The 13,875-nt window shown below is 74.6% G+C and carries 12 protein-coding genes; 5 read left to right on the forward strand and 7 right to left on the reverse strand.

What is annotated here, in order from left to right:
* Positions 1-12 precede the first annotated feature (12 nt).
* Complete coding sequence (locus ABZ801_RS25140) at positions 13-888, reverse strand: biotin--[acetyl-CoA-carboxylase] ligase (protein ID WP_360702002.1); 876 nt, start codon at positions 886-888, stop codon at positions 13-15.
* A gap of 61 nt (positions 889-949) precedes the next feature.
* Here ABZ801_RS25140 and ABZ801_RS25145 point away from each other — a divergent pair, with 61 nt between their 5' ends.
* Entirely contained in the window at positions 950-1,732 is a 783-nt protein-coding gene (locus ABZ801_RS25145) for an enoyl-CoA hydratase-related protein (protein ID WP_360702004.1), read from the forward strand.
* A 36-nt stretch (positions 1,733-1,768) separates the two neighbouring features.
* On the opposite strand, the gene ABZ801_RS25150 is transcribed toward ABZ801_RS25145, so the two are convergent.
* Positions 1,769-4,363: a phosphoenolpyruvate carboxylase gene (locus ABZ801_RS25150; protein WP_360702530.1), complete on the reverse strand. Its 2,595-nt coding sequence runs from the start codon at positions 4,361-4,363 to the stop codon at positions 1,769-1,771.
* Between the two features lie 197 nt (positions 4,364-4,560).
* Between ABZ801_RS25150 and ABZ801_RS25155 the strand changes: the two genes are divergently transcribed.
* From ABZ801_RS25155 to ABZ801_RS25170, 4 genes are all read left to right on the forward strand, one after another.
* Entirely contained in the window at positions 4,561-6,153 is a 1,593-nt protein-coding gene (locus tag ABZ801_RS25155; RefSeq protein WP_344943670.1) for an acyl-CoA carboxylase subunit beta, read from the forward strand.
* Between the two features lie 42 nt (positions 6,154-6,195).
* On the forward strand, positions 6,196-6,435 hold the full coding sequence (locus tag ABZ801_RS25160) for an acyl-CoA carboxylase subunit epsilon (RefSeq protein ID WP_360702007.1): 240 nt from the start codon (positions 6,196-6,198) through the stop codon (positions 6,433-6,435).
* A 197-nt stretch (positions 6,436-6,632) separates the two neighbouring features.
* Positions 6,633-7,691, forward strand: coding sequence for an NYN domain-containing protein (locus ABZ801_RS25165; protein WP_360702010.1), 1,059 nt, complete (start codon positions 6,633-6,635; stop codon positions 7,689-7,691).
* A gap of 92 nt (positions 7,692-7,783) precedes the next feature.
* A complete protein-coding gene (locus tag ABZ801_RS25170; RefSeq protein WP_360702013.1) occupies positions 7,784-8,974 on the forward strand; it encodes a hypothetical protein in 1,191 nt (396 codons plus the stop codon).
* A gap of 29 nt (positions 8,975-9,003) precedes the next feature.
* Here the strand turns inward: ABZ801_RS25170 and ABZ801_RS25175 are convergent, their stop codons facing one another.
* The 5 genes from ABZ801_RS25175 to ABZ801_RS25195 are packed head-to-tail and all read right to left on the reverse strand — an operon-like array spanning position 9,004 to position 13,825.
* Positions 9,004-12,162: a BTAD domain-containing putative transcriptional regulator gene (locus tag ABZ801_RS25175; RefSeq protein ID WP_360702015.1), complete on the reverse strand. Its 3,159-nt coding sequence runs from the start codon at positions 12,160-12,162 to the stop codon at positions 9,004-9,006.
* Between the two features lie 7 nt (positions 12,163-12,169).
* Positions 12,170-12,607 carry a pilus assembly protein TadG-related protein gene (locus ABZ801_RS25180; protein WP_360702017.1) on the reverse strand — a complete coding sequence of 146 codons (438 nt, stop codon included), beginning with the start codon at positions 12,605-12,607 and terminating at the stop codon, positions 12,170-12,172.
* An 8-nt stretch (positions 12,608-12,615) separates the two neighbouring features.
* A complete protein-coding gene (locus ABZ801_RS25185) occupies positions 12,616-13,119 on the reverse strand; it encodes a TadE family protein (protein WP_360702019.1) in 504 nt (167 codons plus the stop codon).
* On the reverse strand, positions 13,116-13,592 hold the full coding sequence (locus ABZ801_RS25190) for a TadE family protein (RefSeq protein WP_360702022.1): 477 nt from the start codon (positions 13,590-13,592) through the stop codon (positions 13,116-13,118). The genes ABZ801_RS25185 and ABZ801_RS25190 overlap by 4 nt, the downstream gene beginning before the upstream one ends.
* Positions 13,593-13,603: 11 nt before the next feature.
* Complete coding sequence (locus ABZ801_RS25195; protein ID WP_344943694.1) at positions 13,604-13,825, reverse strand: hypothetical protein; 222 nt, start codon at positions 13,823-13,825, stop codon at positions 13,604-13,606.
* Positions 13,826-13,875 lie beyond the last annotated feature (50 nt).

The raw sequence follows: 13,875 nt of genomic DNA on the forward strand, positions 1-13,875 counted from the left end.
TCGAGGTCGATATCACCGAACGTGGACCACGTCCCCCGCGCTGACCACCCGATCCCCGTCGTCGGCGGCGACCACCAGGCACCCGGTCGCGTCCACGTCCCGGACGGTTCCGGTCAGCACCTGGTCGCCCGGCAGCATGACCCGGACCGACCGGCCGAGCGTGGCGCACAGCCGCTTGTAGGCGGTGCGCAGGCCGCTGCGCTCGGGGTCGCCGTCCAGCGCGTGCCAGTCGCGGTACCAGTCCTCGAACTCGCGCAGGATCGCGCGCAGCAGCGGCGCCCGGTCGCTGAGCGGGGCCCCCTCGATCAGCAGCGAGGTCGCGGTGGGCACCGGCAGCTCGTCCGCGCGCAGGCCGACGTTCAGCCCGACGCCGACGATCAACGCGCCGTCCACCTTCTCCACCAGGATCCCGGCCAGCTTGCGCTCCCCGACCAGCAGGTCGTTGGGCCACTTGAGGCGCACGTCCACCGGCCGCTCGGCGCCCGTGTCCGCCGCGCCGTCGTTGATCCGCTGCTCGGCGGGGGGCGTCCAGGCGGTCATGTGCCGCACCGCCGTCGCCACCGCCACCCCCGTCAGCAGCGGCACCCAGCCCAGCCGCGCCACCCCGACCGCCGGACGCAGCAGCAGCGAGAACATCAGCCCCGAGCGCGGCGGCGCCGACCACGGCCGGCCCAGCCTGCCGCGCCCGGCCGTCTGCATCTCGGTGACCAGGACGGTGCCCTCCGGCGCGCCCTCCCGCGCCAGCGCGGCCAGGTCGGCGTTGGTGGACCCGGTCTCGGGGACGACCCGGACATCGGTCCACAACGCCCCCGGCCGCACCAGCAGCCGGCGCAACGCCCCCTCGTGCAGCGGCGGCCTGCCGAGGTCGCTGTACGGTGACTCGCTCACCACTCCATCCAACCGCAACCCCGCGATCGCCAGTGGAAGCCGGAGATCTTAGAGTGCTCGCGTGGACGGAGTGACGTTGCGGCGGGACGAGACGAGCCCGCACGTGGCCGAGATCGTGCTCGACCGGCCGGAGGCCCTGAACGCCATCTCCACGGCGCTGGCACGGCGCCTGGCGCAGGTGTGCGCGGAGGTGGCGGCGGACTCGTCGGTGCGCGCGGTGGTGCTGAGCGCGGCGGGAGAGAAGGCGTTCTGCGTGGGCGCCGACCTCAAGGAGCGCAACGGCATGACCGACGACCAGCTGCTGGCGCAGCGGCCGGTGCTGCGCGCCGCGTTCCGCGGCGTGCTCGACCTGCCGCAGCCCGTGGTGGCGGCCGTGCACGGGTACGCGCTCGGCGGCGGCTGCGAGTTCGTCCTGTCGTGCGACCTGATCGTGGCGGACGAGACCGCGGTGTTCGGGCTGCCCGAGGTGACCGTCGGGCTGGTGCCCGGGGGCGGCGGCACCCAGCTGGCGGTGCGCCGGATGGGGACGGGACGCGCCGCCGACCTGGTGCTGACCGGACGCCGCCTGGGCATCGACGAGGCCGAGGCCTACGGCCTGGTGGACCGGCGCGTCCCGGCGGGCTCGGCCCGGCAGGAGGCGCTGACGATCGCCGCGACGATCGCCGCGAACTCGCCCACGGCGGTGCGGGCGGCCAAGCGCGCGATGCGGCTCGGCGGCGGCGTCGGCCTGGACGCCGGGCTGGACATCGAGGAGAACGCCTGGCGGTCGGTGGCCTTCTCCCCCGACCGCCGTGAGGGCATCGCCGCGTTCAACGAGAAGCGCAAGCCGAACTGGCCCAGCTGAGCCCCCCGGGGGCCTCCCCCCGGGGGCTCCCGTATCTCAGCCGGTGTTCTGCAGGCCCGCGGCCACGCCGTTGACCGACAGCAGCAGAAGTTCCTCCAGGCGGGCGCGCTCGGCGTCGTCCTCGACGCCGTCGCGCAACGCCTTGAGGGCGCGCAGCTGCAGGTGGGACAGGGCGTCGACGTACGGGTTGCGCAGCTCGACCGCGCGCGACAGCACGCGCCGGTTCGCCAGCAGCCGCTCGTGCTCGGTGACCCCCAGCACGAGCGACCGGGTCCGGTCGTACTCGGCCAGCACCGTCTCGGCCAGGTCGGGCCGGTCGCCCAGCGCCAGGTAGCGCTCGGCGATGGCACGGTCGGTCTTGGCCAGGCTCATCTCGGCGTTGTCCATCAGCGAGGCGAACAGCGGCCAGGACCGGTACGCCTCGCGCAGCTCGTCCAGGTGCCGCCCGTTGTCGGACACGGCCGCCAGGCCGCTGCCCAGGCCGTACCAGCCGGGCAGGTTGACGCGGGTCTGCGTCCAGGCGAACACCCACGGGATGGCCCGCAGGTCCTCCAGGCCCCGGGCCGCCTTGCGGCGCGCCGGACGCGATCCGATGCGCAGCTCGGCGATCTCCTCCAGCGGGCTGACCCGGCCGAACCACTCGGCGAAGCCGTCGGTCTCGATCAGCCCCCGGAACGCCGCGCGCGCCGCGTCGCTGATCTTGTCGGCCAGCGGGCGGAACCGGGCGGCGGCGGCGCGGGCGCGCTCCTGCACCGCGTCGGTGGACGCCAGCAGCACCGCGTTGGTGACCTGCTCGATGTGGCGGCGGGCGATCTGCGGGTGCCCGTACCGGGCGAAGATCACCTCGCCCTGCTCGGTGACCTTGAAGCCGCCCGCGACCGACCCGGGCGCCTGCGCCAGGATCGCGCGTCCCGCCGGGCCGCCGCCGCGGCCCAGCGACCCGCCGCGGCCGTGGAACAGCGTCAGCCGCACGTCGTTGCGGGCCGCCCACGACACCAGGGCCTCCTGCGCGTCGTACAGCCGCAGGGTGGCCGTGGTGGGGCCGAGCTGCTTGGCCGAGTCGGAGTAGCCGAGCATGACCTCCAGGCGGCGGCCGGTCTGCTCCAGCCGGGCCCGGACGGCGGGGATCTGCAGCATTCCGTCCAGCACGGCCGGGGCGCGCTCCAGGTCCTCGCCGGTCTCGAACAGCGGGATGACGTCCAGCACCGGCGGGTTGTCCAGGGACGCGGCCAGCTCGTGCACGGCGGCGATGTCGCCGGCCGAGCGGGTGAACGACACGATGTAGCGGTGGCAGGCCCGGTCCCCGAAGCGGCTCTGGATCCACGCCACCACCCGCAGCGTGTCGAGCACCTCCTCGGTCATCTCGCTCAGCGGGCCGCCCGCGCGGACCTCGGCCAGCGCCTGCTCGTGCACGCCCGAGTGCTGGCGGATCTCCAGCTCGGCCAGGTGGAAGCCGAACGTCTCGACCTGCCACACCAGGTCCTGCACGCGGCCGTACGCCTGGCGCACCGCGCCCGCCTCGGCCAGGGAGTCCTGCACGACGCGCAGGTCGGACAGCAGCTCCTCGGGCGAGCCGTAGGCCAGGTCGGCGTCGCGCTCGCGGGTGGCGGCCAGGCGTTCGGCCGCGTACAGCAGGAACTGCCGGTGCGGCTCGTCCGGCGACCGCTTGGCGATCTCGGCGAACCGGCCGGGGTGGGCGGTGCGCGCGGCGGCCAGCCGGTCGCGCAGCGCCGCCGACGGCGGGGTGGTGGTCGCGTGGACGGTCAGCTCGCGGCCGATCCGGGCGCAGGTGTTCTCCAGCGCCCGCAGCACGTGCTCGGACTGGATCGCGATCGCGTCCCGGGTCACCCGCGCCGTCACGTACGGGTTGCCGTCGCGGTCGCCGCCGATCCAGCTGCCGAAGCGCAGGTAGGGGCGGGCCAGCGGCGGGCGGGCGCCGGTCGCGGGGTCGAGCGCGGCGTCCAGCGTGCGGTAGACGCGCGGCACCACCCGGTAGATCGTCTCGTCGAACGCGGCCATCGCGGTGCGGACCTCGTCCAGCGGGTCCATCTGGGTGCGCCTGCGCAGCGCGGTGCGCCACAGCAGGTCGACCTCCTCGCGCAGCCGCCGCTCCAGGTCGGCGCGGTCGCCCTCGCCCGGGTCGGCGTTCAGCGCCGCCAGCAGATCGCTGACCCGCTGGATCGCGGTGACCACGGCGCGGCGGCGCGCCTCGGTCGGGTGGGCGGTGAAGACCGGCCGGAACTCCAGGTCGTCCAGCACGGCCTGCCGCCGGTCGGCCGGGGCCCCGGCGCCGGCGATCTCCTCGACCGCCGCGGCGATCGAGCCGGGCACCGGGGCGTCCCCGCCGGTGTCGCGCTCGCGCAGCGTGCGGATGCGATGGTGCTCCTCGGCCAGATTGGTCAGGTGGAAGTAGACGGTGAACGCGCGGGCGACCTGCTCGGCCCGTTCCAGGGACCAGCCGTCGACCAGCGCGGCCACCTCGTCGATGCCGACCTCGCCGCGACGCGCGCCGATCACCGCGTGCCGCAGCCGCTCCACGTCGTCCAGCAGTTCCCGGCCGCCGTACTCGACCAGGCTGTCGCCCAGCATCGAGCCCAGCAGCCGAACGTCCCGGCGCAGCGGCTCGGGCATGTCCTGACGGAGGGTGTCCCGCGTGTTCGTAGCCACGCAGCCCAGCGTAATGAGCGGCCCGTGGCCCGCTCGTCACCAGGGCGTTCCTTAGCCGTGAAGGCGGGGCGAACGGCCGCGCGAACGGCCGCGCGGGCGACACGCGGCCAGCGGGCGCCCCGCCCGATTCCGCGGGACGGCGGCCGGTTAGTCTGACCCGCATGGCGATGGAAGCTCCGGAACCAGCGGTCGACATCGACGTCCACACGACCGCCGGGAAGATCGCGGACCTGGAACGCCGCCGCTACGAGGCGGTGCACGCGGGGTCGCAGCGTGCGGTCGAGAAGCAGCACGCCAAGGGCAAGATGACCGCGCGCGAACGGATCGACGCGCTGCTGGACCCCGGCTCGTTCGTGGAGTTCGACGAGCTGGCCCGGCACCGGTCCACCAACTTCGGGATGGAGAAGAACCGTCCCTACGGCGACGGCGTGGTCACCGGCTACGGCACCATCGACGGCCGGCACGTGGCGATCTTCAGCCAGGACTTCACCGTCGCGGGCGGCTCCCTCGGCGAGGTGTTCGGCGAGAAGATCACCAAGGTCATGGACCACGCGCTCAAGACCGGCTGCCCGGTGATCGGCATCAACGACTCCGGCGGGGCGCGCATCCAGGAGGGCGTGGTCGCGCTCGGCCTGTACGCCGAGATCTTCAAGCGCAACGTGCACGCCTCCGGGGTGATCCCGCAGATCTCGCTGGTCATGGGGCCGTGCGCGGGCGGCGCGGTGTACTCCCCGGCGATCACCGACTTCATCGTCATGGTCGACAAGACCTCGCACATGTTCATCACCGGGCCGGACGTCATCAAGACGGTCACCGGCGAGGAGGTGACGTTCGAGGAGCTCGGCGGCGCGCACGCGCACAACACCCGCTCGGGCGTGGCGCACTACCAGGCCTCCGACGAGGAGGACGCCTTCGAGTACGTCAAGGCGCTGCTGTCCTACCTGCCGTCCAACAACATGTCGGACCCGCCGGTGTTCGAGGCGCCGGACGACGCCGACGAGACCGACCCCGAGCTGGACGCGCTGATCCCCGACTCGCCCAACCAGCCGTACGACATGCACACGGCCATCGAGCACGTGCTGGACGACGGCGAGTTCCTGGAGGTGCACGCGCAGTTCGCGCCCAACATCATCGTCGGGTTCGGGCGCGTGGAGGGCCGCGCGGTGGGCGTGGTGGCCAACCAGCCGATGCAGTTCGCCGGGACGCTGGACATCCACGCCTCGGAGAAGGCGGCCCGGTTCGTGCGCACCTGCGACGCGTTCAACGTGCCGGTGCTGACGTTCGTGGACGTGCCCGGCTTCCTGCCCGGCACCGACCAGGAGTGGAACGGCATCATCCGGCGCGGCGCCAAGCTGCTGTACGCCTACGCCGAGGCCACCGTCCCGCTGGTCACGGTGATCACCCGCAAGGCCTACGGCGGCGCCTACGACGTCATGGGCTCCAAGCACCTGGGCGCCGACATCAACCTGGCCTGGCCGACCGCGCAGATCGCGGTGATGGGCGCGCAGGGCGCGGTGAACATCCTGTACCGGCGCGAGCTGGCCGCCGCCGAGGACCCGGACGCGCGCCGCGCCGAGCTGATCACCGAGTACGAGGACACGCTGGCCAACCCGTACATCGCCGCCGAGCGCGGCTACGTGGACGCGGTGATCAAGCCGTCGGAGACCCGGGCGTACGTGATCAAGGCGCTGCGGGCGCTGCGCGACAAGCGCCGGACGCTTCCGCCGAAGAAGCACGGCAACATCCCGCTGTGATCTCATTGGGTTGAGGGGGTCCCCCGGAGAAAGGTGCGGCCGATGGCCGATAACAAGCCGTTCCTGCAGGTGGTGCGGGGCGACGCGGCGCCCGAGGAGGTCGCGGCGCTGGTCGCCGTGCTCACCGCGCGGGCCCACGCCGCGGCCGCCGCGGCGGCACCGGCGCAGCAGCCGGGCGTGTCGCGGTGGGCCGACCGGTCGCGGATGATGCGCGGGCCGGTGTCGGAGGGGCTGCGGCCCCGCGGCCCGGGGGCGTGGCGGGCCAGCGGGCTCCCGAGGTGACACGTCCCTTCACGGGCTGAGGTGGTGGCGCCGCGGGCGCTCGAACGGTAGCGTCGCGCGGGCTTCCCGGGGCGGGCCGGGCACGCCGGACGCGTGTGCGGCCCCCGTCCCGGGAAATGCTGTGCCTAGAAGGAGCAGGCACATGTAACCGTGGTTCACGCACGGGAACAGGGCCTGCACGAATAAGGTGAAAGGCCATGGCCACCTCGGAGTTCGTTCCACAGCCCGCGCGATACGCCGTGTTCGTCGACGCGGGATACCTCTACGCGGCCTCCGGTGCCCTGCTCCTCGGCTGCAGCTCCCGTCGCGAGTACCGGGTGGCGGCCGAGAAACTCATCAAAGCGCTGACCAGCCACGCCGACGATCAGTTGCTCGGCGAGTTGCTGCGCGTCTACTGGTACGACGCGGCGCCCAAGAAGCAGCCCACCGTCGACCAGCGCGTCATCGCCAACCTGCCGCTGGTGAAGCTGCGCCTGGGCAACCTGAACGCGCAGGGCCAGCAGAAGGGCGTGGACGCCCAGCTCCGCAACGACCTGGAGGCGCTGGCCCGGCACCGCGCGATCACCGACGCGGTGCTGCTGGCGGGCGACGAGGACATGCTGCCCGCCGTGGAGGCCGCGCAGCGCTACGGCGTGCGCGTCCACCTGTGGGGCGTGGAACCCACGCACGGCTCCAACCAGGCCGAATGGCTGGTGTGGGAGTCCGACACCGTCGAGGTGCTGCCGGCCGACTTCCTGCGCCCCTACTTCACCAAGGCCAAGGCCCTGCCGGTGCCCGCCGCCCCGCCGGACGCGGCCGCGGTGCGCGACGGCGCCGGGGGGCGCGCGCCCGTGCCGTCGCCGTCCGAGGTGTTCGCCGGGCGCACCCCGGCGGTCAAGCCGTCGGCCGCCCCGCTCGGCCCCAATCCGGCCGTGCGGCAGGGCGCGCCCGCGGCCGCCGCCGCGCACGTCAACAACCACACCGCCCCCGCGCCCGCCCCGGGCGAGGGCAAGCTCGGCCCGGACCGCGACCACATGCTGGAGATCGGCGAGCACGTCGCCCAAAAGTGGATCTTCGAGCGGGGCCGGGACAACATCCGGGACCTGCTGCCCGGCCCGATCCTGCCGCCGGTCATCGACAAGGAACTGCTGATCGAGGCCGAGAAGGAGCTGGGCGGGTCGCTGCGTCCCTACCAGGAGGCCCGCACCTGGCTGCGCGACGGGTTCTGGGAGCGGGTCTACCGCGAGTTCGGAATCGGCATCGGCAAGTCTTCCTAGCCGTCCGCCCAGCCCTCGTCTGTCCCGTGGTTTGAGAAACCTTTCGTGATGGGGCGGGCACGCGGAGTGCTTTCGCCGCTACAGTTCCGGCCGTGTCGGGGGGATACGGACGACGTCACGGACGACGCGCGGCGGCCACGGCGGTCGTGTGCGGCCTGCTGTCGGCGTGCGAGTCGCCCGTGCCGTTCTACCCGCCCGGGAAGGGCGCGCCGGACGACCCGGTGATCGGGCTGGGCGGTCCCGCCCCGGTCGTGGTCGCGTCGCGTCCCCGGACGGCCGCGAGCCCGGCGGCGCCCGGCAGCGACGTCTACGCGGCCACCCGCCCCGGCATGCTGAGCCCCGCGACCCGCGCGCTGCCGCCCCGCCTGTACGTGCCGAACGCCGCGACCGGGACCGTGGACGTCCTGGCACTGCCCGGCGGACGGCTCGTCGGCCGCATTCCCGTGCCCGGCGGCCGAACCGCGCGCGTCGTCCCGTCCTGGAACCTCAGGTGGCTGTGGGTGGTGGGGCGCGACGGCCTGCTGCCGGTCAGCGCGCGCAGCGGACGCCGTGGCCGGGTGCGCCCCGTCCCCCGGGTGCGGGGCCTGTACTTCACCTCCCGTGGACGTGAGGCGGTGACGATCGCCTCGCGCAGGGTCGTCTTCCGCGACCCCGTCACCATGCGGGCGCGCGCCGCCCTGCGTCTGCCCTGCACCGGCACCCCGCACGCCGACCTCTCCGCCGACGAGGGCACGCTCGTGCTCGCCTGCGTCCGGCCGGGCCTGCTCGTCCGCGTCGACGTGGCCCGCCGCGTCACCACCGGCACGCTCGCGTTGCCCCTGGGCTCCCATCCCCAGGACGTGCGGCTGTCCCCCGACGGCTCGCTGTTCTACGTGGCCGACCCCGTGAAAGGCGGCGTCTGGCTGGTGGACGCGGCGCGTTTCCAGGCGACCGGGTTCATCGCCACCGCTCCGGGCGCGCACGGCCTCCTGCCCAGCCGGGACGCCCGCACCCTGTACGTCCTGGGCCGCGGCGACGGCTCGTTCACCGCGATCGACTTCGCCGCCCGCCGCGTGACCGCCCGCCGGCGCCTGCCCCGCACCGGGAGGACGGCGCCGGGCGGCGTCACCGTCGACGGCACCGCGCTGTGGCTCACCGCCCCGGCCGCCGGCACGGCGTACGCCGTCTCCCCGGACGACGGCCGCCTCACCCGCACGGTGCGGCTGGACGGCCGCCCGGCGAACGCGCTGCTCTACCCCCAGCCGGGCCGCTACAGCCTGGGCGGCACCGCCCACTTCCGCTGACCACCGTCCACTTCCGCAGTCGCACGGGGTCAGCTGGCCTGGAGGCGCTGGGCGTAGGGCAGCAGTTCCTCGATGAGGGCCTCGGTCTCGGGCTGCAGCTCGTCGTAGGCGGTGCGGTCGAGCAGGCGCGAGCGCATCTCGTCGATGACCACGTGGACCTGGCCTTCGTCGCCGGTGGCGTGGGTGGCGCGCAGCAGGTCGCGCCACAGGCCCTCGTCGTCGTAGGCGAGGCGGAGACCGGCGCGGGCCGCGCCGACGGCGCCGCGGGCGTCGCCCTCGTCCAGGCGCAGCACGACCAGGCGGTGCGCGACGTCGATGACGCGGGCGGTCACCTCGTACTCCAGATCGTCGGCCGCCAGCCAGGCGTACCGGCCGCGCGGCCGGTCGGCCAGCACGGGGCCGCGCACCAGGTCCAGCGCGTACGACATGTAGGCGGTCTCGGACTCGGGCTCGGCCGCCGACCGCCACACCAGCCAGCGGAACACCGCCCAGTCGACCCGCACCTCCGAGCCGAGCCGGATGCGGCCCCGCTCGTCGTAGTACAGGTTGGGGCGGCCCCGGGCGTCACGCCCCAGCCAGTCCGACACCCGGGCGATGGACGCGTCGCGCACCCCGGCGCTGACGCCGCGCGGCCAGATCGCCCCGCCCAGCACCGTGGGATGCACGCCGCCCGGGTGCGTGGCCAGGTAGAGGAGGATCTCGGTGCACAGCTCGCGGCGGCTGTCGTCGATCGGGCCGGGCGCGTCGATCTCGATCGGGCCGAGCAGCCGGATGTCCACCGCGAACTGGCCCGTGCCGGGCGGTTCCGGTGAGCCCGCGTGGTCGGGGTCGGCCAGCAGCCGCATGTCGTCGGCCACGTCGGGCAGCGGCACCGACTCCAGGCGCGCGGCGGTGTGGAACAGGTCGACCACGGCGCGGTAGTGGTCCTCGGGGACGAGCTGGGCGTCCACCTCGAAGCCGAGCACCCCGGCGTGCAGCCGCCCGGCCGCGTCCAGCTCCCAGGTCCAGGTGGCGCCCTGCACCTCGCCCGCCACCAGGTAGCCCGCGGCCATCCGGGTGCCGGTGCGGGCCAGCGCGACCAGCCGGTCGGCCTCCCGCTCGGTGGGCTGCTCCGCCATGATCAGGTAGTGCGGCATCCACGCCTCGCCGAACACGCCGCGGCAGCGTCCGGTCAGCACCGAGTCGACGCCGGAGGCGGCCAGCGCCTGCCGCACCTCCTCGCTGCGGCCCTCCAGCTCGGGCAGCGCCTCGTCGAGGGTGTCGACGACGCGGATGCGGTCGGGTGCGATGCCGGCCAGGCCCTCGCCGAGGTCGCGGCCGAACCCGACCAGCGTGATCCGCATGTGGTCGGACCAGCGGTTGGTGGCCAGTTCCAGCGCGATCGCGGCCAGCGCGGAGCGGCGCGCGTCCGGCGGGCCGTTCAGCGCGATCAGGCCGTGCGCGGCCTCCAGGTCGACCAGAATGCGGCCGGTGGGGTTGGTGCCGATCGACACCAGCCCGGGGTAGGGGGCGAGCACGTCACCGAGGTCCGACGCCTCCAGGGTGGGCAGCGCGTCGGCGCGCAGCCGCCACACCTGCCCCTCGTCGTACGCCTGCCAGGGGGCGGGCGGGTTGCGGTCGGCGGGGGCGATCCACAGGTCGAGGCTGGTCGGGCCGAGGTGCACGCCGTAGACGGTGGGCAGGGCGCGTCCCTCGGCGGCCATCGACCGCGACAGGTGCCGCAGCCCCAGGTCCAGCAGGCGCGCGGCGTTCTCGTCGGCGCCGATCCGCAGCGCCTGCTCGGCCTGCGCGGCGGCGCCGACCGGCCGCTTGATCATGTGGCCGAACGCGCGGTGCCACATCTGCGCGCGCCGCCGCCTGCCCAGCGCGCCGAGCAGCCCGGCGGCCAGCAGCGACGCCGCGGCCAGCCCGTGCGGCCAGTCCAGGTCGAACGGCAGGACCGCGCCGTCGCGGTGGCCGGGCACGCCGGCGCCGCCGGTGTCCGCGCCGCCGCCCATTTCGCTGGACGGCTGTGGCGCCGGGGTGCTGGACGCGGGCGGCGTCTCGGGTGCCTTGGTCTGGGACGGCCGCGGAGTGGGGGTCGCTGGGGTCTGGGCGGGCTTGGACACCGAGGGCGCCGGAGCCGGTGCCTGCGGCGCGGGCGTGTGGGGCGCGGGCGTCTGAGCGGCCGGCGTGTGCGGGGCAGGGGTCTGGGGGGCAGGGGTCTGGGGGGCGGACTTCTGCGGGGTGGGCTTGGCCGGCGCGCCCTGCTCGGGGGCGGGGCGCGGCTTCTCCTTGGGCTTGTCGGGGACGGCGTGGCCGTGCCGGAAGTAGTCGTCCAGCTCCTCGACCGGGATGACCTTGGCGCCCTTGGCGTCCTCGGGCATCTCCAGGATCCAGCCGGGACGGATCAGGCTGGCGATCGTCAGGCGGCTGCCGTCCGGCTGGGTACGGCCCTTGTTGAGCGCGTAGATCTCCTTGTAGCGGCGGCCGTCGCCCAGGCACTTGTCGGCGATCTCCCACAGGCTCTCGTGGTGGCGGCCCTCCGGCGGCTGCACCCGGTAGATCTTGGTGGTGCGGGCCGAGCGCTCCGGGCCGCCGGCCTCCTCGGGGGCGGCGTGCTCGGCCGCGGCGGCGGCCCGCGGCTCGGCGGCGACCGCGGCCACCGGACGGAACTCCTGCGTCTGCACCTGCGCGGGACGCTGCTGGTGCAGCTCCCGGCCGGACAACGCCGGCATGATCGCCGTGGTGGCGGTGAACAGCAGCAGCGCCGTCGCCACGAGCCGGTGCACCAGCGACTGCGTGCCGCCCGCCAGCGGCACCCGCGCGGGCACGCCGATGCCGCGCACCCCCGCGTACACCTCGACGACCACGCACAGCGCGAACTGCAGCCACGCCAGCCAGACCAGGGCGACCAGCACGGTGATGAGGGCGCTCTCGCCCATCCGCCCGGTGAGGTCGCCGGCGCTCGGCAGCCGGTCGGGGATCGGTGAGCCGAACACCGCCAGCAGCGCGTAGGGCACGCCGACCAGCAGCACGGCCAGCGCGGCGATCGCGCCCAGCCCGGCGAGCACGTCACGCGGGCCGCGCCGCGCGCGGACCCGCACGGGCGTGCGCGTCGCCTGCCCCAGCCGCCGCGCCCTGCCGAGGCCGGGCTCGCCGCCGATGGGGGGATCGCCTGGGAGATTGCCTGTCCGCCGTACCGTCATCTGACCCCTACTGATCGTCTCCGCTGGTGACCGGATGGGCAGACGCCGTCGAGCTCATCGTAAACTCCCCGAACCCCGGCACGATGGACAGCAGCTGCGGCCGGACGGTCAGCTGGACGGTCACCTGCACCTGCTGGGTGTCGGCGACGCAGCTGCGGCCGGTGACGTCCTCGCCGTAGGCGTCCAGCAGGTCGCACGCGGCCGCCCGCGCCCGGCCCGGGTCGACGACCGGCTCTCCGGTGCGGCGCAGCGCGTCGGTGTCGATCTCGTTGGCGCCCGCCCGCGCGGCCTGCTCGGCCATGTCGGCGGCGCGCTGCCGGGCGTGGATGGCCAGACCGCCGTCCACCAGCAGCCCGGCCAGCAGGAACACCGCCGGGGTGAACAGCACGACGTACGTGGCGATCGTGCCGCGATCGCCCCGGGCCGGGTGCCGGCGTCCGTTCATCCGGTGTCTCATCCGGCGTCCTCCGGTGCGCCGCCGACGACGTCGGTCCCCCGGTAGGTGTAGGTGTCGATCGGCGCGACCGCCCTGCCCCGCAGCGCCTTGGTTCCGGGCAGGCCGATGAACGTCAGGTCGCCCAGGTCGACGTCGCACACGATCGTGACGGCGACGCGCCCGCCCGGACGCCAGTCGCTGGTGTCGGTGTCGACGCGCGGCCCGCCGGCGCACCAGTCGTTGCCGTTCAGGTTGGCGCGGGCGGCGTCGTCGGCGAGGCGGACGGCGGCGCCCGCGCTGCGTCCCACGGAGGCGGCGCGCACCGCGTCGCGTGCGGCGCCGTCCACCTGGCTCTGCGCGTCCACGATCCGCCCGGCTCCGGCCAGCAGCATGAGGAACGCCACGAACAGGGGCGCGACCAGCACCATCTCCAGCGACATGGACCCCGCGTCGCGCGTGGCCGGATGTGGCCGCGCGGCCGGATGCGGCAGCGTGGCCGGTTGCTGCAGCGGGCGCGTCACCGGGCGCCTCCCTCGCAGGCCGTGCCCTCCCCCACGTCCGGGCGGAAGCACTCGATCGGCCCCTGCGACCGCTGCGACACGCGGAAGGTCAGGAACGGGATGACCCGCACCGCCTCCCCGCTGACCTCCACCCAGCGCTGGTCGCCGGTCTCCCCCGTCCGCACCCGCAGCCCGCTGATCAGCTGCGAGCCGATCTGGTGGACGTCGCCGGTCGCCTTGGTCACCGCCGCGTCCTGCCAGCCGCCGCCGACGGGCTCGGTGCGCGCCACCCGGGCGCCCGACTGCGCCGCCGCCAGCGCGACGTGCCGGGCGTGGTACACCATCGCGAACTGCACCACGCACAGCATCACCAGGATCAGGACGGGCGTCAGCAGCGCCCACTCCAGCGTGGACGCGCCGGTGTCGCCGCGCCCGTCCCCCGTGCGCCGCGGCGGGGTCCATGACCCGGTGCGGACGCGGGCCTGAGCGGGCATGGCGGGGCGCCTCAGCCGGTCCTGATGTTGCCGGCGGCCTGCTCGACCTTCTGCTTGATCAGCACGCCGACGCCGAGCGCGATGGCGGCCAGCAGCGCCGTGATGATCGCCCATTCGATGGCCGAGGCGCCGCGGTCGCGGCCGTCGTCGGCGCGCAGCCGGTGCAGCCGGTCGCCGAGCAGCGCACGCAGATAGAGGATTGCCGGATCGTTCAGCGGATTGGTCGGTCGCATCGCTTCTCCTCGCCGGAGTCGGGATCTCGCAAGGACGGTCGGTCGTCGGG

The organism is Actinomadura sp. NPDC047616, from assembly GCF_040642915.1.
In the GTDB taxonomy this organism is placed as follows: domain Bacteria; phylum Actinomycetota; class Actinomycetes; order Streptosporangiales; family Streptosporangiaceae; genus Spirillospora; species Spirillospora miaoliensis.

What these genes read in the sequence shown, in the direction of transcription:
- ABZ801_RS25150 (WP_360702530.1), bottom strand. Translation starts at nt 4,363, where the DNA reads ATGCCCGAGCCGCTGCGCCGGGACGTTCGGCTGCTGGGCTCGATGCTG.
- ABZ801_RS25155 (WP_344943670.1), top strand. Translation starts at nt 4,561, where the DNA reads ATGGCGATGGAAGCTCCGGAACCAGCGGTCGACATCGACGTCCACACG.
- ABZ801_RS25160 (WP_360702007.1), top strand. Translation starts at nt 6,196, where the DNA reads ATGGCCGATAACAAGCCGTTCCTGCAGGTGGTGCGGGGCGACGCGGCG.
- ABZ801_RS25165 (WP_360702010.1), top strand. Translation starts at nt 6,633, where the DNA reads ATGGCCACCTCGGAGTTCGTTCCACAGCCCGCGCGATACGCCGTGTTC.
- ABZ801_RS25175 (WP_360702015.1), bottom strand. Translation starts at nt 12,162, where the DNA reads ATGACGGTACGGCGGACAGGCAATCTCCCAGGCGATCCCCCCATCGGC.
- ABZ801_RS25180 (WP_360702017.1), bottom strand. Translation starts at nt 12,607, where the DNA reads ATGAACGGACGCCGGCACCCGGCCCGGGGCGATCGCGGCACGATCGCC.
- ABZ801_RS25190 (WP_360702022.1), bottom strand. Translation starts at nt 13,592, where the DNA reads ATGCCCGCTCAGGCCCGCGTCCGCACCGGGTCATGGACCCCGCCGCGG.
- ABZ801_RS25195 (WP_344943694.1), bottom strand. Translation starts at nt 13,825, where the DNA reads ATGCGACCGACCAATCCGCTGAACGATCCGGCAATCCTCTATCTGCGT.